The 24,584-nt window shown below is 46.9% G+C and carries 14 protein-coding genes and 2 riboswitches; of the genes, 9 read left to right on the top strand and 5 right to left on the bottom strand.

Annotation, left to right across the window (positions count from 1 at the left end; genetic code table 11):
• Positions 1-41: 41 nt before the first annotated feature.
• Positions 42-2,174, bottom strand: a complete 2,133-nt coding sequence (scpA, locus tag G493_RS0114545) for a methylmalonyl-CoA mutase (protein WP_408608815.1) — start codon at positions 2,172-2,174, stop codon at positions 42-44.
• 47 nt (positions 2,175-2,221) lie between these two features.
• The gene (locus tag G493_RS0114540) at positions 2,222-4,351 is read right to left on the bottom strand and encodes a methylmalonyl-CoA mutase family protein (protein WP_028580982.1); all 2,130 of its coding nucleotides are present in this window, start codon (positions 4,349-4,351) and stop codon (positions 2,222-2,224) included.
• Positions 4,352-4,703: 352 nt separating this feature from the next.
• A riboswitch (cobalamin riboswitch) is annotated at positions 4,704-4,887 on the bottom strand.
• 539 nt (positions 4,888-5,426) lie between these two features.
• Positions 5,427-5,610, bottom strand: a riboswitch (cobalamin riboswitch).
• A gap of 866 nt (positions 5,611-6,476) precedes the next feature.
• Between G493_RS0114540 and G493_RS0114525 the strand changes: the two genes are divergently transcribed.
• From G493_RS0114525 to G493_RS0114485, 9 genes are all read left to right on the top strand, one after another.
• Positions 6,477-7,442 carry a glycosyltransferase family 2 protein gene (locus G493_RS0114525; protein ID WP_028580979.1) on the top strand — a complete coding sequence of 322 codons (966 nt, stop codon included), beginning with the start codon at positions 6,477-6,479 and terminating at the stop codon, positions 7,440-7,442.
• Between the two features lie 260 nt (positions 7,443-7,702).
• The gene (locus tag G493_RS0114520) at positions 7,703-8,842 is read left to right on the top strand and encodes a glycosyltransferase (RefSeq protein ID WP_153306536.1); all 1,140 of its coding nucleotides are present in this window, start codon (positions 7,703-7,705) and stop codon (positions 8,840-8,842) included.
• 81 nt (positions 8,843-8,923) lie between these two features.
• Positions 8,924-9,784, top strand: coding sequence for a dTDP-4-dehydrorhamnose reductase family protein (locus G493_RS0114515; RefSeq protein WP_028580977.1), 861 nt, complete (start codon positions 8,924-8,926; stop codon positions 9,782-9,784).
• An 18-nt stretch (positions 9,785-9,802) separates the two neighbouring features.
• The gene (locus G493_RS0114510; protein WP_028580976.1) at positions 9,803-10,813 is read left to right on the top strand and encodes a nucleoside-diphosphate sugar epimerase/dehydratase; all 1,011 of its coding nucleotides are present in this window, start codon (positions 9,803-9,805) and stop codon (positions 10,811-10,813) included.
• Entirely contained in the window at positions 10,806-11,933 is a 1,128-nt protein-coding gene (gene wecB, locus G493_RS0114505) for a non-hydrolyzing UDP-N-acetylglucosamine 2-epimerase (RefSeq protein ID WP_028580975.1), read from the top strand. The genes G493_RS0114510 and wecB overlap by 8 nt, the downstream gene beginning before the upstream one ends.
• A 111-nt stretch (positions 11,934-12,044) precedes the next feature.
• Positions 12,045-13,061, top strand: a complete 1,017-nt coding sequence (locus tag G493_RS29400) for a glycosyltransferase (protein WP_051309322.1) — start codon at positions 12,045-12,047, stop codon at positions 13,059-13,061.
• 1 nt (position 13,062) lies between these two features.
• Positions 13,063-13,722, top strand: coding sequence for a class I SAM-dependent methyltransferase (locus tag G493_RS29395; protein ID WP_051309321.1), 660 nt, complete (start codon positions 13,063-13,065; stop codon positions 13,720-13,722).
• Positions 13,723-13,778: 56 nt separating this feature from the next.
• Positions 13,779-14,717 (top strand): lysylphosphatidylglycerol synthase transmembrane domain-containing protein, encoded by a 939-nt coding sequence (locus G493_RS0114490; protein ID WP_028580974.1) that lies wholly within the window; start codon positions 13,779-13,781, stop codon positions 14,715-14,717.
• Between the two features lie 230 nt (positions 14,718-14,947).
• Positions 14,948-16,954, top strand: coding sequence for a tetratricopeptide repeat protein (locus G493_RS0114485; protein WP_028580973.1), 2,007 nt, complete (start codon positions 14,948-14,950; stop codon positions 16,952-16,954).
• Between the two features lie 711 nt (positions 16,955-17,665).
• Here the strand turns inward: G493_RS0114485 and G493_RS32280 are convergent.
• The 3 genes from G493_RS32280 to atzF all read right to left on the bottom strand — a co-directional run bounded on the left by G493_RS32280 (position 17,666) and on the right by atzF (position 24,581).
• Positions 17,666-19,195 carry a carbohydrate-binding protein gene (locus tag G493_RS32280; protein WP_205623691.1) on the bottom strand — a complete coding sequence of 510 codons (1,530 nt, stop codon included), beginning with the start codon at positions 19,193-19,195 and terminating at the stop codon, positions 17,666-17,668.
• Positions 19,196-19,962: 767 nt separating this feature from the next.
• The gene (locus tag G493_RS34670; RefSeq protein ID WP_269746319.1) at positions 19,963-21,111 is read right to left on the bottom strand and encodes a carbohydrate-binding protein; all 1,149 of its coding nucleotides are present in this window, start codon (positions 21,109-21,111) and stop codon (positions 19,963-19,965) included.
• Between the two features lie 1,688 nt (positions 21,112-22,799).
• Complete coding sequence (atzF, locus tag G493_RS0114455; protein WP_028580971.1) at positions 22,800-24,581, bottom strand: allophanate hydrolase; 1,782 nt, start codon at positions 24,579-24,581, stop codon at positions 22,800-22,802.
• Positions 24,582-24,584 lie beyond the last annotated feature (3 nt).

Genomic DNA, 24,584 nt, shown 5'->3' with positions numbered 1-24,584 from the left:
TTCGGCTCCTCAATAAAGCGGAGGAGCCGAGAGAGTGGGGCTTAGTCGTCAGGATGTAATCTGGCGTTGAGCTCCTCCAGCACCTTCTGCGCTGCTACCGGAATAACCGTACCCGGTCCGAAGATGGCCGCTGCCCCGCTTTCATACAGAAATTCATAGTCAGGGGCCGGAATAACTCCGCCGATGACGGCCATGATATCCGGACGCCCCAGTTTTTCCAGTTCCTGGACAAGAGCAGGCAACAAGGTTTTGTGACCTGCGGCAAGCGAACTGAAACCAATGATGTGACAGTCGTTTTCAACGGCCTGACGCGCTGCTTCTTCCGGCGTCTGGAAAAGCGGTCCGACGTCGACGTCAAAGCCAAGATCGGCAAAGGCTGTGGAGATAACCTTGGCACCACGGTCGTGACCATCCTGCCCAAGCTTGGCAACCATGATACGAGGACGGCGCCCTTCTTTTGCCTCGAAATCTTTGGTCATCTTGATAACCTTTTCCATTTCTTCCTGCTCGCTGAACTCAGCCTTATAGATTCCAGATATAGATCGAATCACAGCAACATGTCTCCCCCAAGGCTTTTCAAGTGCATCGGAAATCTCTCCGAGTGTTGCCCGCGCACGGGCTGCTTCAATGGACAGTGCCAGCAGGTTGCCTTCTCCGGTTTCAGCGCATTTGGTCAGTGCTTCCAAAGACTGACGGCATTTGCTTTCATCGCGCATCTCCCTGAGCTTGGCAAGCCGCTTGAGCTGAGCCTCGCGGACCACTGTGTTGTCAACTTCAAGAGTATCCAGCGCTTCCTCTTCATCAAGACAATAGGTGTTAACACCGATAATTTTCTCGCTACCGGAATCAATCCCTGCCTGACGACGGGCCGCTGCCTCTTCAATGCGCATCTTGGGCAAGCCGGTCTCAATGGCTTTGGCCATGCCGCCAAGTTTCTCAACCTCCATGATGTGTCCCCAGGCCCTCTTCATTATAGCACCGGTAAGTGCTTCTACGTAATAGGAACCGCCCCAGGGGTCAGCAGGTCTACAGATATTGGTTTCATCCTGCAGATACAACTGGGTGTTACGGGCAATACGGGCTGAGAAGTCTGTTGGCAGTGCAATCGCCTCATCCAGGGAGTTGGTGTGCATGGACTGGGTATGTCCTAAAGCAGCAGCCATGGCCTCAATGGTGGTACGGCAGACATTGTTGAAGGGGTCGCCTTCGGTAAGCGACCATCCCGAGGTCTGGCTGTGGGTACGCAGGGCAAGCGACTTCACGTTCTCGGGGTTAAAAGTTTTGATAATTTTTGCCCAGATTACGCGAGCTGCACGCATCTTGGCGATCTCCATGAAATAGTTCATGCCCTGTGCCCAGAAAAAGGACAGCCGCGGGGCAAACTTATCAATACTCATCCCGGCATTTACCCCCGCACGGGCGTAATCCCAGCCATCGGCAAGGGTATAGGCCATTTCAATATCTGAAGTGGCACCGGCCTCCTCCATATGGTATCCGGAAATACTGATGGAGTTGTACTTGGGCATGTTCTGGGCGGTATAGGAAAAGATGTCAGAGATTATCCGCATGGATTCAGCCGGCGGATAGATATAGGTATTCCGCACCATGTATTCCTTGAGGATATCGTTCTGAATGGTGCCGCCGAGCTGATCCTGGCGCACGCCCTGCTCTTCTGCAGCAACGATGTAAAAGGAGAGAATGGGCAGCACCGCGCCATTCATGGTCATGGATACCGTCATCTGATCCAGCGGGATACCATCAAAAAGGATGTTCATATCCAGGATGGAATCAACCGCAACCCCGGCCTTGCCAACATCACCTACAACCCTGGGGTGGTCGGAATCGTAACCTCGGTGGGTAGCCAGGTCAAAAGCAATGGACAGACCTTTCTGACCTGCTGCCAGGTTTTTACGGTAGAAGGCATTACTCTCTTCAGCTGTGGAGAACCCCGCATACTGGCGAACCGTCCAGGGACGCATGACAAACATGGTTGCATAGGGGCCACGGAGATACGGCGGTATACCTGCATGATACCCCAGGTGATCCAGTCCGTCATAATCATTGCGGGTGTACATGGGCTTGACATCAATCTGCTCAACGGTTTTCCAGACCAGGTCTTCGGCCGTCATGCCGGTTTCTTTCTGGATATTGGCAGCCCATTTGTCGTAGCTCATCTGCGGCTTGCCGGTGTTAAACACCATTTTGGTAAAATCAGGATTCATCATGCTACCACCCCCATATGCTTTTGCAGGTTGCCAAGCAGACTCAGTGCATTGGCGCGTACATGCAGAAATTCATCAACACCCGCTTCCTTAAAGGCCTCAATATGATCCTTTGGATATCCAGCGAGGATAATCATGATATTGGGATCAGCTGCCTTGAGTTTTTTCGCAATAACCGGGACAACCTCGGGGTACATATCATCCGTACCTGTGATAATCACTGCCTTTGCACCGGATTCGAGGGCTGCATCGGCGGCTTCTTCCGGAGTGGCAAAGCCTTTATTCGCAATGGTTTCAAAGGCAGCTACATTAAAAAAGCCGGTGGAGAAATCTGCACGGGCCTTATGTTTTGGAATAGGCCCATTGTTGGCCAGGAAAAGCTTGGGAGCTTCGCCCGTCTTTTCGATATAGGCTTCAGTATCGCGGCGAAGCTTTTCAAAAGGCTCGGCGCCTCGGTGGATGTGAAGCGGTTTGATACGTTCACTCCCTGCAGCACCCTGACGAAATGCAGCAGTCAGTTCGCCAAGACTTGCCCCTTGTCCGGCGGCTTTAACAGCGGCACAAACGCTCCCAGCACTCATGTTCGCCTGCTCACCGGTTACAGAAGCCAACAGGGATGCAAGATCAGGCCCTTTTTCCACCGCAGCAACCTGTGCGGCACGATCTTCCTGGAATGCTTCAAAATCAAAATCATAGGTCTCGACTTTTTTCTCATCCAGATAGGGGTACATATTGGTGCCGACAAATACATCTTTTCTCACTGCGATGTTTTTTAAACGGGCTGCTGCAACCTCTGCGGTTTGCTCCTGCGGAAGTCCCTCGCCAAGGGCGGCAAACAATCCACCTTTACCTTCAACGTTCTGGAAGAGCTCCCAAATTTTTTCAGCAAGCTGGCTGGTTATGGTTTCCACATACCAGGAACCGCCTGCTGGATCGACCACGCGGTCAAAGTGCCCTTCTTCTTTCAGCACGATATGAACGTTTCGAGCAATCCTGCGGGAGAACTCGTTAGGCTGGCGGAAAATTTCATCAAACGGCCCGACATGTATGGAATCCACACCGCCTGCTATGGCAGAAAACGACTCGGTGGAAACGCGCAACATATTTACCCATGGATCAACGTGGGTTTTATTCCAGGTGGAAGTGCGGGCATGCATGGACATTTTCTGTCCTTCCTCGCCAACACCAAAAGCTTCGGCAACCTGGCACCAGACCATGCGGGCAGCACGGAATTTGGCGATTTCCATGAAGAAGTCCGCACCAATGGCAAAGGAAAAGAGGATAGCGTTTGCCGCGGTATCCAAATCTACACCGCGCTTTTGCATGGCCCGGATATAGTCAACAGCCGTAGCCACTCCAAAGGCAACCTCCTGTATAGCATTTCCACCGGAGTATTGGTAAGGCTCAGCATGAACGCAGATAACTTTCACCCCCGGAGCATTATCCTTTGCCCAAAGAACGAGCTGAGCCATTTCATCATAGGCTTTTTCCAGGGAAATGGGCAGAGAGCCTTCCTCTGCAAGATAACCAAGCGGATCAACCCCCAGGCAACCAGTAACTGCAGCAAGCGACTTGCCTTGTTTTTCCACAAATGCAGCAAGAAGAGCCGCTATTCCCGCCCCTGAAAAACCACTGTGAACAAGAAAGGGAATCTCTGTGAGATTAACACCATCAAGGGCTGTCTCAAAATCATTCACCGAGGCAACTGAGAGGCCGCCAACACCAATTTCATCCAGGTCGGCCTGGTCTGGGTTCAGCCCTTGCCTGGTTGCCTTGTCAAAAGGTATATTGAGAGAATCCTGCCCTTTACTCAGATCATTAACAACAGCTTCATTGAATTCTTCCGGATCCGGATTGGTAATCTCCTGGGCGATCTTCCATGAGTCTGTCAGATCCCCTGAAGCTGTTGTTCCGCGAACATAGGGAGCCTGGCCGGGTAAGGCATCAATGTGGTCCAGCTTTTCAAGATCAGCCTGAAAATACATGGGCTGAATGTCAATCCCTTCATAGGTTTTCTTGATCAACACTTTGTCAAATGGTTTTCCTTTCAGCAACGTATGTGCTGCTTCAAGCCATTCCGCATGGGTGTGAGCCGGAAAATCCTGCAGGATGTCTAACGCATCACTCATTGTCTACTCCTTACTGATGATTACACTTGATAAACAAGCAAAAAAATCCCCCAGCCCTGAATTGGTCAGGGGGGATTGCGCCCTGTTTACTTCATCACCCTGGTAAATTTTTTGTTTCAAAGGCGTTAGGCAATGCTGAAAACCTTGCGAGAAGTCTGTCGGAGAAAGCTCTTTTTCCCAATATTTGTGTTATTTTCAGTAAACCAATGCTCGCATATCAACTATATGGCTGTGCTGGATTTGCTGAAAATGCCTTAATCTGAGAAAAAATTGCAATTCTCCGACCGACTCCTAATGCCTCGATATAAAAAATTCACATCATGCGTTCAAGCCGGTATCCTCGCCGCTTGCGCTGATAGAAAAATTTTCGGCAGGTCTTCTGGCTTCCGGATCGTTCTACTTGCTTTGCCTTCCCAACAATTACGTCAGTGGCATATCACAGCGTTCGTCCCCGGTTACAGCGGCGGGACCACAACGGTTTTGCACCGTTTTCCCTATTAAGCCGATATATGAGTACCTTGAAAAATAAGTATTTTTTCACATTCGAGGCGCACGATGAGTTTCACCACAGGCATATACCTGATATCGGAGTCTACGCTTACCCCCGAGGATAAAATTTTGCGTGCAGCAAGGAAGTTAGGTAAATTGGCAATTTTTCAAGGTGTCCTCAATGGCACCGAAACTCGTATGTCCGCCGAAAATACTCTTTACCCAAAAGCCATGAAATTACATTCGGATTCCCCCTCCCCACTGTTTGTGGAGTAGAAATAAGGACATGGCATTATGTAATATCAGTACTGCTGACTATCTGGGTGGAGTAGGAAAAAGAGCCTCTATAACTGTATTCGGCAAAATACAAAAAGGGAGGGAGCATGATTCTATGTTTCAGCCACGGCTAAGAAAACATCTCATGTACAAGAGCAAGTGGCGCAGCACAGCCAACCAGCTTATAGCCAAGGTTTTGTGTTGAATATGCTCGTTCGGAAATAAAAAAAATCCCCGAACCACTTAAAAAATGATTCGGGGATGCCCTGGTATTCCTCGTATCGGATACTGGTTTCGTTTGCCTCGCGAAAGCAGCTAGTGTTTATAGGCAGGTCTTCTGACTTCCGGTTCAATCTACTTACTGCGCCTTCCCATCGTTAAACGACAGTGACATCTTGCAGTTTTCGTCCCCGGTTACAGCGGCGGGCCCGTCCCGGAATTACACCGGATTCCCTCTTAGCTTGTTGCCAAGCACCTAAAACAACCAAACAAAAACAGAATTGAAATATGATGTCAACATTTTTCTGCAATGGTCACAGGCCAAAGCCAATTAGAAAAACAGTCTGGACACCCTGTTTTATATTGATGTTCTCGAACTGTCCTTGACAAAGAGAATTCCCGATATTTTAATGATTATCAAGGTATGCAATTCTTTGGGAGTCTGTCGGAGAATTGCTATTTTTTCTCAGATTAAGGCATTTTCTAGAAATCAAGCTCAGCCATATAGTTGCTGTTACGGGCATTGATTTTCTGGAAACAACACGAATATGAGGAAAAAAGAGCTTTCTCCGACAGACTCCTAGAGGTCTTTACAACGGCATTGCATAACAGGAAAAGTATTGCAAGAAGTGTATGAATGGTTGTAATCGTGCTTTGGATAACGCCTTTATCGACAGACGTTGTTAGACGGTAGGCAGGAGGATGTTTACCCAAAATGTTATTTGGACGGGCACGATTTACGTCCTCTCTTCAACTATTACAACAGAGAGAAAAACATTCGGCCTTGAAAAAGGCGAACATCTTTTAAAGGTGTTGTCTACGGTGGAGGCACTTTAAACATGCCGCTTAGTGATTGGAAAATGGAGGGAGGCTCACATATATTCGGGATCTCGAAAAAAGGATAACCGGATTAAGGGTAGCGGGAAATAATACATATCCAAAAATTGCGTAGGATATCGCTTTGGGAGACAAGCAAGATTGGATAATTGGTTTTTTCAGTGACCCTAAACAACTGACAGTATCTGCATGGGAGCCCTGAATGGTGGTCAGTGCATCATTTTAACATACCGCTTTGCTCGACACATACTTTAAACCCTCCGGTTTTACTGACGAATACTTACACAGGAGTAAAACCTTAACAATGTATAAAAATGCTCAAATTGGAGTGGTCGTCCCTGCCTATAATGAAGAAAATCTTATAGCACGTGTGATCGAAACCATGCCTGATTTTGTAGACGTCATTGTCATTGTGGATGATTGCAGTCAGGATCACACCTGCGAGAAAGTCGAGAGTTTCCAACCTAGTGCCGGGGAACGCCTCATACTGGTTCGCCACACTGTCAACCAGGGCGTTGGCGGCGCGATTGCCACAGGCTACAAATGGTGCCGCGATCATGATATCGACGTTACAGTTGTGATGGCGGGAGATGCGCAGATGGTGCCGGATGATCTACCGGCATTACTAGATCCCATTGTCAATGACCAAGCTGACTATGCCAAGGGCAACCGGCTTTTCACGGGCGACGCCTGGAAAATGATCCCGCGCGTGCGATACTTGGGCAATTCAATGATGTCGTTGCTTACCAAAATCGCTTCAGGCTACTGGCACGTGGCCGATTCACAATCCGGCTATACAGCCATCAACCTCAAAGCACTCAAAACTATCGACTGGGACCAAATGTACAAGCGTTACGGCCAACCCAATGACCTGCTTGTCCGCCTCAACGTCTACAATTTCCGAGTGATCGATGTACCGGTCCAGCCTGTGTACAATATCGGAGAAAAAAGCGGCATCAAACCCCTGCGGATGATTCCGAAGCTGACGTGGCTTCTTCTCAAGCTGTTTCTTTATCGTATGGTGCAAAAGTACATCATCCGCGACTTCCACCCCCTGGTTTTTTTCTACCTGATGGGATTATGCTTGTTTGTGCCGGGGCTGGTCTTTGGCAATTACCTCCTGGCTTACAGGTTCTTTAGCGGGACGGTCTCCCCGACAAGCGCGCTATTCGCGGTATTTCTCTTCGTCTCGGGGCTGCAAAGCATTCTTTTCGCGATGTGGTTCGACATGCAATACAATCAAAATTTGCGTGAGGGTCGTGGAAAATAATACATATCCAAAAATTGCGTAGGATATCGGTTTGGTAACCTCGTCGCTTCCATGGTTCCATACTGGCCGTATTGAGCCATTGAGGCGACGACGTTACCGAGTTGAGAGACAAGCAAGATGGGATAATGTATTTTTTCCGTGCCCCTAAACCTGATGCTCGTCTGTACACCTCTTGAGCTCGAAAAAAATTATCACTTCAGGGCAGACACCAACCTAGCCTAAAGGCGAGTGGTCTCAACCATTCTCGACGGGGATACTAATTGAAAATCGGTTTTGTAACAACGAGTTATCCAAGATATAATGGCGATGCTGCAGGTTCATTTATTGCTGAACAGGTTATGGCCTTAAGAAGCCTTGGACATGATGTTAAAGTTATAGCGCCCGAGTTTGATGGAGAAGATTTTGGAGACGCAATTAGAATACGATTCAAACCACGCTTGGCGCGTAACCTCGCCTATGGCAATGGGATTTGGCCAAATCTAAAGAAAAACCCGCTCCTCCTTCTTGCCATCCCTGGCTTTATGAAATCTTTTGAGAAAACCATTCGGGAAGAATTCGCCGATAGAGAGGTTATCGAGGCGGTTTTTACTGCGGCGGGCAAAGCAGTAGCAAACGCCCGTCGCCCAGGGCAGGCTATAGTCTATGCCGGTCACGGTAGCGATATTCATTTATTAGAGCGCTCTACGATATATAGAAGACAGTTTGGTCAGATGATAAACTCGTTTGACGGCGTAGCTGTTGTTTCACAATATCTCGCCAAGAAAATTACGTCTTTTTTCCCGAATATCAATCCTATTGTTATTCCTAATGGTGTTTCTGATGAAATTTTTACATTTGGGGAGACATGGCTTTCAACCCCTACAGCTATTTATTCATCTAGATTTATTCCACTCAAAAGAATCGATATGCTCGTTTCTGCCTGGGCTAAGGTCGTAAAGGAAATTCCTCATGCAAAGCTTCTGCTCTTTGGCGATGGCCCTTTAGTCTTGAAATGTAAAGAAATAGTGGAGAAAAAGCGAATAGAGAACAATGTTGTTTTTAAAGGCAGAGTTCCACAAAATAAACTCTGGATTGAAATGGGAAATGCGTGGCTGACACTTCTCGTAAGCAAGGAAGAGGGCTTCGGGATTGGGCTTCTCGAATCTCTAGCTTGCGGTTGTCCTTTCATTGCAGCACCATGCGGTGCGGCACCGGAAATAGCGGAGAGAACCGGTGGTGGTATCATTATTAACGAACCCCTTAACATAGAAAAACTCGCCGAGACAATAATCTCAGCCTTTTCAAACAAAAATATATTAAAGAAAATGGGGGAGCTCGGTAAAAAAAAGGTTTATGAGAATTATTTATGGAGGGATGCTGCGAAAATGAGACTTGATTATTACAGAAAAACCATCAAATAATCACCGTGTGAAATTCACACCCTGTGAGGCCAGTGAGGGTTCACAGTTAACCTATTTAGTGTGGGAATAGGCAATACGCATATGAAGATACTCATTCTTGGCGCGACGGGTATGTTAGGGCACAAGCTTTTGCAACGTCTTTCCTGTGGCCACGAAGTCTGGGGGACTATCCGTGGTCATATTTCTGAGGCTCCTGAGATTCAAGGAATTGACTCAGGATGTCTCATCGGAGAAGTTGACGCAACACATTTTGGCTCAATTCTTCGTTGCGTAGAAACGGTATCGCCGGATGTGGTAATAAATTGCATTGGCATAGTCAAACAAATCGATGCCGCCAAGGACGCAGTAACATCTATCAGTATCAACGCGTTACTCCCCCATCAGCTCGCTGATCTGTGCACCCAGGCAGGGGCGCGTTTCATCCATTTTAGTACGGATTGCGTTTTTTCTGGACGAGCGGGTCCATACCGAGAAAATGACCTGCCTGATCCGACAGACCTCTATGGGCGCAGCAAGTTGCTGGGTGAAGTTAACCGCACAGACTGTCTGACGATACGAACATCTATTGTCGGTAGGGAATTGCGGCGAGGAACAGGACTCTTTGAATGGTTTTACTCCCAAAGAGGAAAAAAGGTGCAGGGCTACAGCAAAGCACTCTATTCCGGCCTTACTACTTTGGCCATGGCTGACACTTTACGGTATATATTGGAGTGTCATCCTGATCTTTCCGGGATATGGCAGATAGGGGGAAATCCCATCGACAAGTGCAGTCTGCTGAAGTTGTTCAATCGGGTGTACGGACTGGGGGTACACATTGAGACGGATGAAACCTTTTTGTGTGATCGGCGCTTGGACAGTAGCTGCTTCCGGCAGTTCACCGGTTGGAGTCCACCCTCGTGGGAAAGCATGGTAGAGGCCATGCACGCCGACCCCTTGTTATGAAATTCCAAGAGTGGAAACATGTTTAAAGATAAAGTTCTGATGATCACCGGCGGCACAGGTTCCTTTGGCAATACAGTGTTACATAGGTTCTTGACGACTGATGTGGCTGAAATCCGCATCTTCAGCCGGGATGAGAAAAAACAGGAAGACATGCGCATTTCTCACAATCATCCCAAGCTCAAGTTCTATATTGGTGATGTGCGAGAATACGACAGTATCTACCAGGCGATGCGTGGTGTAGATTATGTGTTTCATGCCGCGGCCTTGAAACAGGTACCCTCCTGTGAATTTTATCCCATGGAGGCAGTGCGCACCAACGTCATGGGGACCGAAAATATGCTCAATGCAGCTACAGCCTGTGGCGTAGAACGGGTGGTGGTACTGAGTACGGATAAAGCGGTCTACCCTATTAATGCCATGGGTATCTCCAAAGCCATGGCAGAAAAGGTTATGGTGGCTAAATCGAGGCTGCAAGGCAAGTATGAGACTGTATTCTGCGCTACACGCTACGGTAATGTCATGGCCTCACGTGGTTCCGTCATACCCCTATTTGTTTCCCAACTAAAGAAAGGGGAGCCCCTGACCGTCACCGATCCTAAAATGACACGATTCATGATGTCCTTGCCGGATTCTGTGGACCTCGTGCTCTATGCCTTTGAACACGGGGAGCAAGGGGACCTTTATGTGCAGAAAGCCCCTGCCTCGACGGTGGGTGATCTTGCCCAAGCATTGAAAGAACTCTTTAATAAAGATAATCCGATACGCGTAATTGGAACTCGTCACGGCGAAAAGTTATATGAATCGCTTGTTTCTCGTGAAGAAATGGCCAAGGCGAAGGATCAAGGCGATTACTATCGTATTCCAGCAGACAATCGAGACCTGAACTATGCCCAGTATTTCAGCCAAGGAGAGGAAAAAATCTCCCAGATAGAAGATTATACCTCACACAACACTGCTCGACTCAATGTTGAACAAGTCAAAGCCCTTCTCCTGAAGCTCGATTACATCCAGGAAGAACTCAATGCGTAAAGTTATGACCATTGTCGGCACCCGCCCGGAACTCATCAAAATGAGCCGGGTAATTGCCGAATTCGATCAGCACACACAACACATCCTGGTGCACACTGGCCAGAACTACGATTACGGACTTAACCAGGTTTTCTTTGATGATCTGAACATCCGAAAGCCAGATTACTTTTTGGAAGCGGCCGGTGACAATGCAGCCCAAACCATTGCCCGTGTGATCGAAAAATCCGATATGGTTCTGGACAAGGAGAAACCGGATGCCGTCATGCTGTACGGTGATACCAATTCCTGTCTGGCAGTCATCCCGGCAAAGCGTCGCAAAATTCCTGTGTTTCACATGGAGGCGGGCAACCGCTGCTTCGACCAGCGCGTACCGGAAGAACTAAATCGCAAGGTAATTGACCACTTGAGCGATATCAATCTGGTGCTGACAGAGCATGCACGCCGTTATCTGATTGCCGAAGGTATCCGCCCTGAAACGATCATCAAAACCGGCTCTCATATGCGAGAAGTGCTAAACTACTACCGGCCAAAAATAGAACAATCTGATGTGCTCCAGCGCTTGAAACTTATCTCAGGTCAATTCTTCCTTGTCAGCGCTCATCGTGAAGAAAACGTCGACAACCCAAAAAACCTGTATGCTCTCGTGGAAACCCTCAATGCTCTGCAGGAAGCCTATGACTATTCGGTTATTGTTTCCACCCATCCGCGAACACAAAAACGTCTGGCGACACTTGAAAACAAACAATTGCATGAGAACATCCAATTTCTGCAACCTTTTGGCTTTTGTGATTACATCAAGCTCCAGATGGAATCAGCCTGTGTTCTTTCCGATAGCGGTACCATTACGGAAGAAGCTTCACTGCTTCATTTACCTGCGATAACCCTCCGAAATGCCCACGAACGACCAGAGGGAATGGATGCAGGCACACTGATAATGAGCGGTTTGGAGAAGGAAAACGTATTGGATGCTGTGCGCGTTATTATTGCTCAGCGCAACACAACAACAAGAGCCTCTCAATCCGTCACTGATTATGAAACAGAGTTGGTTTCAAAGCAAATACTCCGTGTTGTGTTAAGCTATATTGATTATGTGAATCGTACGGTGTGGGCGAGAATATGAGGTATCAGAACTACGCCCTTCGCAATGCCGGGCAACAACTTTACGAACTAAAAGCTTGAATTTATTACAACATATGCTAATTGACGTCCCAAGTACCAATGGAAATGAGTTATGAAATTCGAGCCGAAAATATCGATAGTTATTCCGGTGTATAACGGGTTCGATTATTTAAGTGATGCCATAGACAGTGCGTTAGCCCAAACATACAGCAATTTCGAGGTGATAGTTGTCAACGACGGTTCCTTGGATGATGGAAAAACCGAAGCTGTCGCGAAATCCTATGGAGAAAAGATTCGATATCTCTGGAGGGAAAACGGTGGGGTCGCGACGGCATTGAATTTAGCAATTGAGAACGCCGAAGGAGACTATATATCGTGGCTAAGTCACGATGATATATACCCGAATGATAAACTCTCAACTCAGGTTCGTTTTTTAGAGAACTGCCAAGACCGCAAGATAATTCTCTATGGGGATGCGGAATTGATTGATTCAGGTGGGAATCACCTGGGGAGATATACAAGTAATCCATTTCCACAGCATGAATTACTATTCCGTTTAATAGAAGAGAATTTTATTAGCGGCTGCGCCACATTAATTCCGAAGGAATGCTTCGAAAAAGTCGGAAATTTCGCCCCACAATGGAGATTTACACAGGATTACGAGATGTGGTTCAGAATGGGACGGCATTACCAATTCGTATATGTTCCAGAAATTTTTGTCAAAACGAGGATTCATTCCGAGCAGGGAACTGCGAGGAATGACAAAAAGCATTATAAAGAAGTTAATGATCTGATCATCCATGTGCTTGAAACCGTTTCAATTGAGGAAATATTTCAAAACATTCGCCCAGTTCCCGTTCAAAAAGCAAAATGCTATATGAAGATTGCCATTACATTGAAAAACAAAGGTCGTATTCCATCAGCAGAACATGCTGTTGTAATGGCAAAACAATACGCGGAAAAAATCAATGATGCCTCTGAATTATTTTCTTTCTATGTGCAATTATTTTTCTACAGGATTTTTATAAAAGAATTCGCCTGGCGATATTGGCTGCTTGTAGCTAAAAGGATTTTTCGGCCCATGCTCATAAAAGGAATGCTGTTAAGGCAAAAAGTGAAAAGGAAATAAGATGAATTCATCTCTTATAACACATTTACAAGACACAACTTTTTTTGGCAGAGGGCAACTTATTCAATTTCTTGAAAAAGAAATAGTAGGGAATTGTCAATCTCTGCTTGATATCGGATGTGGTACGCATTCCCCTATAGAAAAATTTTCTCAAAAGATTCCTGTAACCGTAGGAATCGATTTGCACAGGCAATCAATAACCGAAGCACGAGGTTCTTGTATCCACAAGAAATATCTCGACATGGATGCAAGAGACATCGGCAACAGATTTTCAAATAAATCTTTCGATTGTGTCATTGCAATTGAGTTAATAGAACACCTTGCCAAAGAAGAAGCTGTTTCATTGCTCGACCAGATGGAGAAAATTGCAAAGAAAAAGGTCATCATTTCAACGCCGAATGGTTTTGTGCCTCAGATGAGTCATAGCGATAACAGACATCAGGAGCATTTATCTGGTTTTGATGCGCAGGAGATGACCACTATGGGCTTTCGGGTTCAGGGCTTTAACGGATGGAAAAAGCTGAGAGGATCGGGATCGAGAATTAAATGGTCCCCCAAATTTTTTTGGTTTTTAGTTTCCAGAATGACCCAGTTGTATACAAAATCACATCCCGAATATGCGTATCAGATTTTCTGTACTAAAGATGTCGCGAACTCGTAATTTGTATTACATGAAGGATAAACTCTTTGTGTTCGCGACAACCATGAGTTTATCAAATGAATTGTAGAAAAAGGCAGATTGCATTATGGGGAATTACGATTGGTGTTTTTGCAATTGCATGCGTAATTTTTTATAGGCTATATATTTCCGTTGACGAGGGAAGCGAATATATATTTCATGGCTGGGCGCTCGCTCTCGCTCTTTGTGCCGCTATGCTTCAGCAGCTACTAGCTCCGGGAATCCCCATTTTCGCATTGAAAAGCATAGGTCAATCGACTCCTTATACTACCATGCTATGGATATCGACCTTCTCGACATCAGCAAATTCGACCATGCCTTTTCCGGCGGGAATCCCCATTCGGGCAGTTCTGCAAAAGAAGATTCTTGGAGTGTCCTACACTGCTTCTGCAAGCGGTGTTTTGCTCGAAAGTGTTATTGGGTATGGTTCTGTACTTATACTCTGCATTGTTTCAGGATTTCTTTGGCTTGGGCCAACGCTACGCCAGCAAATCCCCCCTGTAAAAGGGCCAATGATGGCTGGATTGCTATTCGTCGGAGTTTTTTTTACCCTTGGGCTACTCTACGTCATAGTCCGTCGAATACGTGGTCGTTTCGTCGAACACCTTCGAAACGCGGGAAAACTGCTAACTAACGCAAAAGGTATCCCGTTGTTTGCAATGCTTCTCTTGTTGATTGTTCTCGATATCGTAGTTCTTGTCCGAATGTCCCTTATTATGTATGCGCTGGGAGTCAGCGTGGCTCCGGGACCTTTGTTTGGTGCTGTAATTTTTTCTTATGTGGCGGGGCTGTTTTCATTTGTTCCTATGGGATTAGGAGTTCGTGACCTGAGTTTAACCTCTCTTTTAGTAATGCTAGGTATTCCAATGGAACATGCGGCGGCCGCCGCGGCAATTGACAGAGTTTTAACTACGCTTCCCTTTCTCATCGGCGGTGTTATAGCAACAAATGTTCTGGGGAAAGATGTTATAAGCTAGGAGTCTGTCCATAAATCCGTTCTTTTGCTCAAGGTTAGGTAAGCGACCAGCGGGAGACTGCGTGGTGCACCTGTAATCACTTACGTCTTTTCTTGTTTGCCCGAAAAGGCAGACATAAAAAATACATGATGTGTGAAAGTTGATATTATCGGGTCAACCCTGTAAAACAGATGTATTCTCTTGCAGATGCCGCCTAATTTCTCATTCAATATAACTATATTTTTTGAAAAATGAGCTTAAAAAAATATCTGTTCGGCGCCGCTGTGCTGGCTTTCCTTCTTCTCCTCTGTGCAAGCTACGCGAACCATTTTACCAATGGATTTTATTTCGATGATATTCATACGATTGTTAACAATATCCACATTCAAAAAATATCCAATCTTCCCCTATTCTTTACAGACATAGAAACCTTCGGCACCAATCCTGACAACAGAACCTATAATCCGGTTTTGGTTTCGCTCAACGCTATTGATTACTGGCTAGGAGGCGGACTGAATCCGGTTGTTTTTCATCTATCCATTTTTCTCAGTTATCTTATCCTGGGAGTTTTACTGTACTATTTTTTCAAACACATTTTTGACATATCTTTCAAGGATAGGTGGAACAACTGGTTTGCTCTTTTCACAACCGCCTTTTTTATGCAGCATACGGCAAATGCTGAAACCATTAATTACATCATCATGCGTTCAGACTCTTTCTCGACCCTGATGATTGTTGCATCTTTTATCCTCTATCTGTATCCCAAAACCAGAGTGTTCCGCCTGCATTATCTCACCTTCCTTGTCGGCCTGGGAACGAAGGAGACCGGATTAATCTTTGTTCCGCTGCTGATCCTCTATATTCTGTTGTTTGAGGAAAATATGCCTTTATGGGGGCCATTACAGATTATAAAAAATTTCAAAAAAAATGCTCATCTCATTAAAAAATCTGCACCTATACTTTTTTTCGGTATTTTGGTGTTTTCCCTTATACGAAAAGTAACCCGACAGCAAAGTCTGCTGCCAACCGGCGATGCTGATACTGCCAGGTCTCTGCTTGATCTGCCCTCCTGGCACTTAGATATCTCCTGGGATTATTTTGTCACCCAATGGTACATAATTGCCCATTATATTGGCAATTTTATCATTCCTTTAGACCTGAGTGTGGACACGGATTTCTCTCTGATAACGAATTACTGGGACCGTAAAGTCTGGCTGAGTCTTGGGCTTATCCTGATCCTGCTGAGTATTGCCGTTGCCACTTCGAGAAAGATGAAAACACGGCCTATTTCCTTCGGTATTCTCTGGTTTTTCTTTGCTCTCGCCCCAACGTCCAGTTTTTTTGCTTTCGGACAACTCGCCAATGATCACCGAACGTTTTTCCCCTATCTAGGTTTAGTCCTGGCATCAGGCTGGTGGATATCTCTGCAGATTATCCGGTTACGTGAGGATGAGACAAGGCGTAGAATTACTCTACCAGCCGTCGTGATCTCAGTACTGCTGCTCATAGGTCTCCACGCGTATGGGACCTATCAGAGAAATATTATCTGGGAGACTGCAGAATCGTTATGGAAGGATGCTGTTGTAAAAGCGCCGAATAACGGAAGAGTTCAAATGAACTACGGCCTTGCCTTAATGGAAAAAGGCAACTACCGGGAAGCACAAAAGCATTTTGCGAAAGCACTGGAAATGATGCCTCGCTGGTCATATGCTCACATCAATATGGCCATTTTACAAAATGCGACAGGGAGGCCGAAAGAGGCGGAACAGCATTTTAAAAATGCACTGCGATACCACCCCTTGAATCCTTCCTGCTATTATTATTATGGCCGTTTTCTTCATGAGAGATCACGATCAGAAGAGGCATTGGCCCTGGTGGAAAAAGGCATGGAAATCAGTCCCAATTACAGTAAATTCATAGAACTTTATCATACCCTGGTGCTAGCCGACAAAACGTCTCTTGACAGCCTCATCAGCTATGAAAAAATACTGGACAGAAATCCACAGGCAAGTACTTACCTGAACCTCAGTTTAAAGTACTATAAAGTAGGTGAATATCAACGATGTATCACCGCATGCAGGAAAGCACTTCAACTGCAACCGGACTACGTTCCGGCCTATAACAATATCTGCAGTGCGTACAATGCTATGTCTGCATGGGAAAAGGCTGAAGATGCCTGCCGGACAGCTCTAAAAATCAATCCTGACTATCAACTGGCAAAAAATAATCTGCAAGTGGCACTTTCCAGAAAGCAGTGATGCAGTATTTGGCACCGGCATATACCGTGTAGCTTTCTTCGTAACTGATCACGGGGTACGTAACCCATTGCTTTGCCCCAGGTCATTACTGGGCGTGCTTCTACAGAGCAAACCAGATCTCGCGTCTCTGGGAATATAAGGACCGCGTAAAATGATAAATATCCAAAAATTGCGTAGAATATCGGTTTGGTAACGTCGTCGCGTCAATGGTTCCATACCGACCGTATTGAGCCATTGACGCGACGAAATTACCGAGTTAAGAGACAAGCAAGATTGGACAATTTATTTTTTCGGTACCCCTAAAGCTCTGTATCGAGCTTTTCAGGTCAATAACAGGAATGCTCCTCTGGCAAATCGCTGGAGCTGTATTTTGGCGAGTTCCAGAGCCAGCTGAAGCAGATCCTGCCTGGAAATATCTACTGGAGCTGAATAATCGATGATCGCACCTTTCTTCAATATACAAAATAAGCGACTCTTTACATGTGAAATATTAGGTTGCGAACATTAAGCCCGCTTTAAAAAAGAATGCTTTCGCTACACTTCTCTTGGTTTATAAAGAGAAAGCCATCATCAAGACCACTGGACTGGCCAGTGGTCTCAATGATCCAGCGTAACCACTCATATGGGGGGTACAGCGTATTGGATCATACATAAGCCAGGCTGATCGCGGAAAGATCAGGTGCGCTGTGAGCAGTTACGATCCAGCAAGAATTAATCACTAATATAGCTGATACCAACAGTAATGGAAGGCACAACAGGCTGGCCTGCTGGTGTAAAAGCATAAAGCCCGGCATTTCTACCAATGGCACTAATAGATTGGTAGACTTCCAGAGTATCACCTGCCGTCACATCAAGAATATAAAAAGAAGACATGGTTTCCACATCTGTTGCGCTGTTCCATGTACGTGTTCTGTTGGAATCAGGTATATCTGTTCCATTTTTTCGAATCCACACGTTAACAGTAGTCGACTGTGCAGCTGTTTGCGATAACTGCATTGACAAATTGATTAAATATTGGCCAGTTACCTGAAACGTTATAACTCCGCTGGAAGCTGTGTGTAAGATACTGTTTAGCGCTTGATTGGTGGATAAGGTTACCTGGGTAGCAGTATTAGCGGCAACAGGAAGTTGAGTTGTGTTGTCTGTTATTAATGCATAGGGCACAACGCCTAAAGATCCAGTAGGACCGGTGGGACCTGTAACGCCGACATCACCCTGTAGACCTGTTGGGCCGGTGACTCCGGTGGCTCCGGTGGCGCCTTCAACGCCTGGTGAGCCTGCTGCTCCTGTTGCGCCGGTTGCTCCATCTGCCCCAGCTGCTCCGGTGGCTCCGGTGGCTCCAGTTGCTCCGATAGCTCCTGCAGATCCAGTCGCCCCTTCTGGCCCGGTTGCGCCGGTTACCCCATCAGCCCCAGTGGCGCCGGTTACCCCTATTGCACCCATCTGAGCGATCAGGTCCCATTTAACACTTTCAGAGGGCTTGTCACTGTCACTTGAATCATGGGCCTCGACACAGATATAAGTGCTTCCCATATACTCGACTGCATCACCTATAACATACGACTTACTCGCATTGGTCCATGTCTGTTGCCAAGTAATGCCAATGGCTCCAGTTGCTCCAGTGGGGCCTGTCGCACCGGCATCTCCGATTGCCCCGGAGGGACCGGTTACCCCTGTGGGACCGGTCACCCCTGTATTTCCGGTGACACCTGTTGGGCCTTGAAGCCCTTGAGCCCCAGTAGAACCTTGTATTCCCTGAATACCTTGAGCACCCGTTGGACCTTGTACTCCCTGAAGTCCTTGAGCTCCAGTTGGGCCTTGTATTCCCTGAATACCTTGGGCGCCCGTAGAACCTTGCAGCCCCTGAAGCCCTTGAGCACCCGTTGGGCCTTGCACACCGGTATCGCCCTGCTGGGCCATCATATCCCAGTTCGTATTAGGCGGCGGTTCTGAAGCACTCGAAGTGTGCCCCGTGTTACAGTAATAACTGCTGCCATCATAAAAAACGGCGTCTCCCTCCTGGTAGGTAGTGTCGGCAGCCCAGGCGTCTTTCCAGTTAATTGGACCGCTGGCTACTGCTTTGTTCCTCCAAAGGGGGACAACGACGACCTTGTCCTCAGCAAGGGATGTGGTCGAAAATGATGCTGCGACAAGAGCAAGAAGAAGGATTCTGTACATCCATGAGCGTAAGGGATGACACTTATTGCTCTTCACTGGTTGGCTCGTGTAAGTTATTTTCACAACGGTCTCACTCCTTATTGTAGAGTCTCTTGTAAAAATGACCGACGATCAATCTTGCTTGCCGTGGTCAAATCATCTTTGACTACTTAGCACAAACACAAACGCTGGAGGAGTTGATCTGAAAATGAGGTAACAAGTGCAGCCGGAGCTGAGTAATTGATTACCACACCTGTTTCACTCAGCAATTCCATGGGCGGTACTGACTGGAATATAGCTCCTGCCGGATATATAATCGGCTCCAGACAGTTGACCATAATTCGGGGAAGCATATAAACAAGGGGATGACAGGCTGCATTGATTTGCTCCCTTTGTTACTCAACTTACCCGGATTTCCCCCGGGTATATCTTGCAGTAGATGCGAGTCACCGGATATACAACCGGAGTGAACGAGCGCCTGTCCATAACTCAGGATTTTTGTTCATATTTAGGCCGTGCTATTAATTTTACCAGAGATATATACCTCACATTTCGAGGGTAAAATTTTAAGTATAATGCAAAAATTGGAAAGGTAAGCGAGGAACGAGACTCCGAAAAGACTCTTTATGGACAGGCACGAACTAGCGGAGTCCAAGCTTAGCTGTACATGTTCGGCAACAAAGCAGGTACTGTAAAATCTGCTCGCTCCATGTAGACTTTTTAAGTTTCCCTGAAAAACAGATTGTTTTTCAGGGAAACTCAGCAAACACTTCGATTCAGTCAGTTAGCCCTTTACTCAAAAGGTCTTGAGAAATGCGGGATACCACCTGACAGTTCAAATGAAAACCCCTTTAGTATTTTACAATATTCATATTTATGTTGCTGCCGGTACTTGCAGAGGTGATGTTGGTAGAGGCTGTCACGATAATGCGTAGACTATAGGTGGACGACGCTGATGTGGCAGGTGCGGTATCCACATAGGTTCCAACAGTCGGTATCGACTGGGTACCAGCCGTAGCCTGGCTTGCATTCAGCGTATGCGTATTGATAAGCGTTGCGTCACGGTAGAGACGAGCCTCATATGTGAAACTCCAGCTCGCAGTTGTAACGAAGTCCACCACTGAACTGTAGTCAATCTTCAACTCCTCACCTGCAACAACAGATAGCGTGACACTGGTTATTGTTACTTCTGTACTAAGCGGCGGGAACACCGCTATAGGACCAGCTGCATTGGTAAACGCCAATGAAGAACCAGGACCCGTGGGTCCGGTGACTCCTGTTACCCCGGTAACACCAGTAACACCGGTTGCGCCCGTGGGACCGGTTAGCCCTGTGTTTCCGGTGGCACCGGTAGGACCGGTAGCACCCTGCGGCCCCAGTGAGCCTTGGGGACCCGTTGGGCCTTGGACACCGGCATCACCCTGAGGACCGGTCGGACCTTGGGCACCAGCATCACCCTGGGCACCTGTTGGACCTTGGGCACCAGCAGCGCCTGTTGGACCTTGGGCACCAGCATCACCCTGAGGACCTGTTGGACCTTGGGCACCAGCAGCACCTTGGGTGCCGGTTGGACCTTGGGCACCGGTTGGGCCTTGAGCACCTGTCGGACCTTCGGCACCAGCAGCCCCCTGGGCACCTGTTGGACCTTGGACACCGGTATCGCCCTGCTGGGCCATCATATCCCAGTTCGCATTAGGTGGCGGTGTTAAAGCACTCGAAGTGTGCCCCGTGTTACAGTAATAGCTGCTGCCATCATAAAAAACGGCGTCTCCCTCCTGGTAGGTAGTGTCGGCAGCCCAGGTGTCTTTCCAGTTAATTGGACCGCTGGCCACTGCTTTATTCCTCCAAAGGGGGACAACGACGACCTTGTCCTCAGCAAAAGATGTGGTCGTACATGATGCTACGACAATGGCAATAAGAAGGATTCTGTACATCCATGAACGTAAGGGATGACACTCATTGCTCTTCACTAGTTGGCTCATATAAGTTATTTTCACCACGGTATTACTCCTTATTGTAGAGTCTTTTATAAAAATGACCGACGATCAATCTTATTCAACGTGGCCAAATCATCTTTGACAACCTAGTACAAAAGGTGGAGACATATATCTAGGCCTATCCATAAATAGCCTGTTTGCCCGCAGATGTATTAGCTTCAAAATTTTATCTCAGAATATCAAAAACATGCCTGTGATAAAATTTTAAAGAAGCCCTACCCTCAAACAAAAATTCTCATTTATGAACAGACACTGTCTAACAACGGGGTGACAACTCAAACATCAAGTGTAAGGAAACCTTTACCTGTCCTTTGACTATGATATTTGTAACGCTAACATCTTGTTTCAATGGACAGCTTTCCCATTCTGCACAGAAGCGAATTGTATACGGTTACGCTTCGAACGGAGCCATAGGGAACAGCTCTTGTTCACATCCATTTGTGTTACTAATTTGAACATGCCCATGGCTTCGGCTGACTTCTAGTAATTAACCAAGGGGTCTGTATCTTCTTTTTTCACTCACCTCCAAACTGCAACTGACCGCAGGTGCTTCATATTTGGACTAGCTCGATTTTGAGCAGGTAAGCGCAGACTCCATTAGCCTACCTATACCTGACATCGCAATCGTTCAAAGAGATAAGCAAGCAGCGAGAGACTTTGTAAAGATAAGTCACATTCTCACCTGTCTGCCTGATCAATGGAATTGGTATCTGGCTGTCATGTAGTGATGCCGAGGTAACAAGAGTGCTAATTGGCAAACCATTATCGTTTGGCAACTGCTCACAGTGCGCCTGATCTTTCCATAATCAGCCTGGCTTGCGCATGCACAATAGGCTTCGCCAGCCTGGTTGGAAAGACCTCAAAAACCCTGTAACCTGTTACAAATACTGGAGACTTTCAAAATGAGCCATCTCCCCCAGTGAGGGGTTACATCGTGTATATCCCAATGCAACGTGTATCCGCCCCATGGACTTTTGTACGCTTTGGCATGACTGACGTGCCCGACCAACCGCTGTCACAAATAGTATTCTATTCCCGCGTCGTGTGTATCCGGTCACCAAGATCGCCTGCCGCGAACAGCCTGAAAGCTCGCGAAGATGTTGCCTATGACATGACAACCGTATGTATTGTACTTACATACTATCATCCCAAAATAAATCTAGTCAATATCGAATTTAACGACGACGTATTAATCCGTACATTAAATGACGCACACTCTTGACAATACCTATGCCTTAGTATTGCCGATAGATTCCAAAATGATCATGTTCCTCGCGATGTTCGGCAATCACCTGAGGATCAGTCTCAGCAGATAATCTAAAGACTCTCTGAGCACCTACCAATCTATTAGCTGGCCTATCATGTGATCCATTTTCGGTTAGGCATGCAACAAGTCGGTGTTCATGATTTCTCTGAGTCTGTTGGAGAATTTATGAATAGTCACCTTTATATAAACGATGAAGTGCAGGCGTGAACAGAGAGCAACAACAGAAAACTGACGACAACCTCCAAACGTTTTCTATAAACTCTCCTTCATCAGTGAAGTCTTTTTGGAGATCGGTCACCAGATGAGAGGCGATGGCGGTTTTGTTCATCTTTCTTATGAAGCCATCCAAGGTGCCGCGCTCCATCTACAAGGAGTGAAAGATAAGGTCACCGATGCAAAAAACGATTACGTATCACCTCATCCGCTATAAGCTTGAAAGATAGTTTCTCCAGCCACCGAAAGAGGTAATATCACCCCCCTGTTCGACGACCACCGGCTCGGCAATAAAACCGGAAACCCAGCTGCCATCTGCAAGCTCAAGCTTCCCGATCCCCAGGGGATGGGGAATAAAAGAAACAAAACTGCCGAAATTCTCTTTGGAAAGAGAATACACTTCTACCACCTGCTTCCGCCCTTTTGATTCATTGCGAATCAGACCGGGCTTCGGTGGTTTGGTCTCAAGAGCGAACATCATATAGCTTTTCGATGTTGTTGTCTTTTCGATGAATGTTGCATCGAGAGCCTGCAATTGATGATGGAGCGGCAAGCCCTGCAGATGTGCGCCGCACACTGCAACAAGTACCACATCACTCTCTGTCTGTTTTTGTTTATCCTGGTGAAAAACAGGCTGCTCTGTTCCAGCACCTAGAGGCAACCCGGTCAACTGGTGGATCTTTTCGCCCAACTCCAAGAGCATTTCATCGGTGAAAGCCCGCCCCACCAGGGTAATGCCAAAGGGTACTGTTGAGGTTATTGCAGTTGGCACTGCAAGACTACAATAATCGAGCAAGTTCATGTAGTTGGTGTAGTATCCGAGATTGGAATTCAACCTGATCGGATCAGCCTGCACCTCTTCAATGGTGTAACAGGTGCCGGCCGTTGGCGTGACAATAAGATCAACGGATTCAAAAACGGTATCACTCTTGGATTTATACGCCTGCAGTGTATAGATTGCCTGAAACAGCTCGGCTCCACTGCTGCTCTTTGCCTTGGCAACAATTTCGGCAACAACAGGATCAGACTCATCAAGATGATTTTTGATGAAATCCCCCACTGCCACCGTTCTCTCTTCAACCCACGGCCCTTCATAGAGCAGTTTTGCCGCATCAAGAAAGGATGAAAAATCAATTTCAACCCGTTTGCCGCCTAACTTATCGAGCAGTTCAAGGCTTGCATAAAAGCTTTGCTCGTATTCTTTGTTACCGAAAAATTCAAGCTGCCTTTTTTGCGGTACGCCGTAAGTAAACTTCTGAGCAAGTGTTTCTGGTTTACAGCCTTTTGAAGCTTTTCTGCTGAACGGATCAGCTTCATCATTGGCCGCAGCAACCGATAGCACCCTCTCTCCATCTTCAGCCGTCCCTGCAAAGATAGAGACACAATCAAGCGATCTGCAGGCCGGTACAACCCCTGTGTTACTGAGCAGGCCTTTGGTTGGTTTCACCCCGAAAATATTATTGAACGCCGCCGGCACCCTGCCTGATCCGGCGGTATCGGTTCCCAGCGAAAAACTGCACATCGCCTTTGCCACGGCTACAGCAGAACCACTGCTTGAGCCGCCCGAAACATATTCAGGAACAAAACTGTTATTAACCGCGCCATATGGTGAACGTACCCCCACCAGCCCGGTGGCAAATTGATCAAGGTTGGTTTTGCCAAGAGGAATAGCACCAGCATCAATCAAACGCTGCACCACAAAGGCAGATTTCTGCGGTGTATAGGCATAAGCCGGACAACCTGCTGTGGTAGGCACCAAGGCCAAATCAATGTTATCCTTAATGGCAAAGGGTACGCCATACAGTGGAAGTTCATCCGGCCTGAACTCTTTTAATCTGTTCAAGTAGGGCTCCAGCTCATTTTCACTCAACAGATAAATCCAGACCGGGGAAGTTTCCTCCTTACATTTTTTCAGCAGCTGTTGACATAACTGTTCGGGAGTAAGGCTTCCCTTGCGGTACAGTTCTTTCAGGTTGTGTATACAAAGATTCATATT

The organism is Desulfogranum japonicum DSM 18378 (assembly GCF_000429945.1).
Lineage (GTDB): Bacteria > Desulfobacterota > Desulfobulbia > Desulfobulbales > Desulfobulbaceae > Desulfogranum > Desulfogranum japonicum.
The sequence above is the reverse complement of the archived record's forward strand: the minus strand, read 5'-3'. Positions and strand labels throughout refer to the sequence as shown.

What these genes read in the sequence shown, in the direction of transcription:
- G493_RS0114490 (WP_028580974.1), top strand. Translation starts at nt 13,779, where the DNA reads ATGAATTGTAGAAAAAGGCAGATTGCATTATGGGGAATTACGATTGGT.
- G493_RS0114485 (WP_028580973.1), top strand. Translation starts at nt 14,948, where the DNA reads ATGAGCTTAAAAAAATATCTGTTCGGCGCCGCTGTGCTGGCTTTCCTT.
- scpA (WP_408608815.1), bottom strand. Translation starts at nt 2,174, where the DNA reads ATGAGCTACGACAAATGGGCTGCCAATATCCAGAAAGAAACCGGCATG.
- G493_RS29400 (WP_051309322.1), top strand. Translation starts at nt 12,045, where the DNA reads ATGAAATTCGAGCCGAAAATATCGATAGTTATTCCGGTGTATAACGGG.
- G493_RS0114510 (WP_028580976.1), top strand. Translation starts at nt 9,803, where the DNA reads ATGTTTAAAGATAAAGTTCTGATGATCACCGGCGGCACAGGTTCCTTT.
- G493_RS0114540 (WP_028580982.1), bottom strand. Translation starts at nt 4,351, where the DNA reads ATGAGTGATGCGTTAGACATCCTGCAGGATTTTCCGGCTCACACCCAT.
- G493_RS0114525 (WP_028580979.1), top strand. Translation starts at nt 6,477, where the DNA reads ATGTATAAAAATGCTCAAATTGGAGTGGTCGTCCCTGCCTATAATGAA.
- atzF (WP_028580971.1), bottom strand. Translation starts at nt 24,581, where the DNA reads ATGAATCTTTGTATACACAACCTGAAAGAACTGTACCGCAAGGGAAGC.
- G493_RS0114515 (WP_028580977.1), top strand. Translation starts at nt 8,924, where the DNA reads ATGAAGATACTCATTCTTGGCGCGACGGGTATGTTAGGGCACAAGCTT.
- wecB (WP_028580975.1), top strand. Translation starts at nt 10,806, where the DNA reads ATGCGTAAAGTTATGACCATTGTCGGCACCCGCCCGGAACTCATCAAA.
- G493_RS29395 (WP_051309321.1), top strand. Translation starts at nt 13,063, where the DNA reads ATGAATTCATCTCTTATAACACATTTACAAGACACAACTTTTTTTGGC.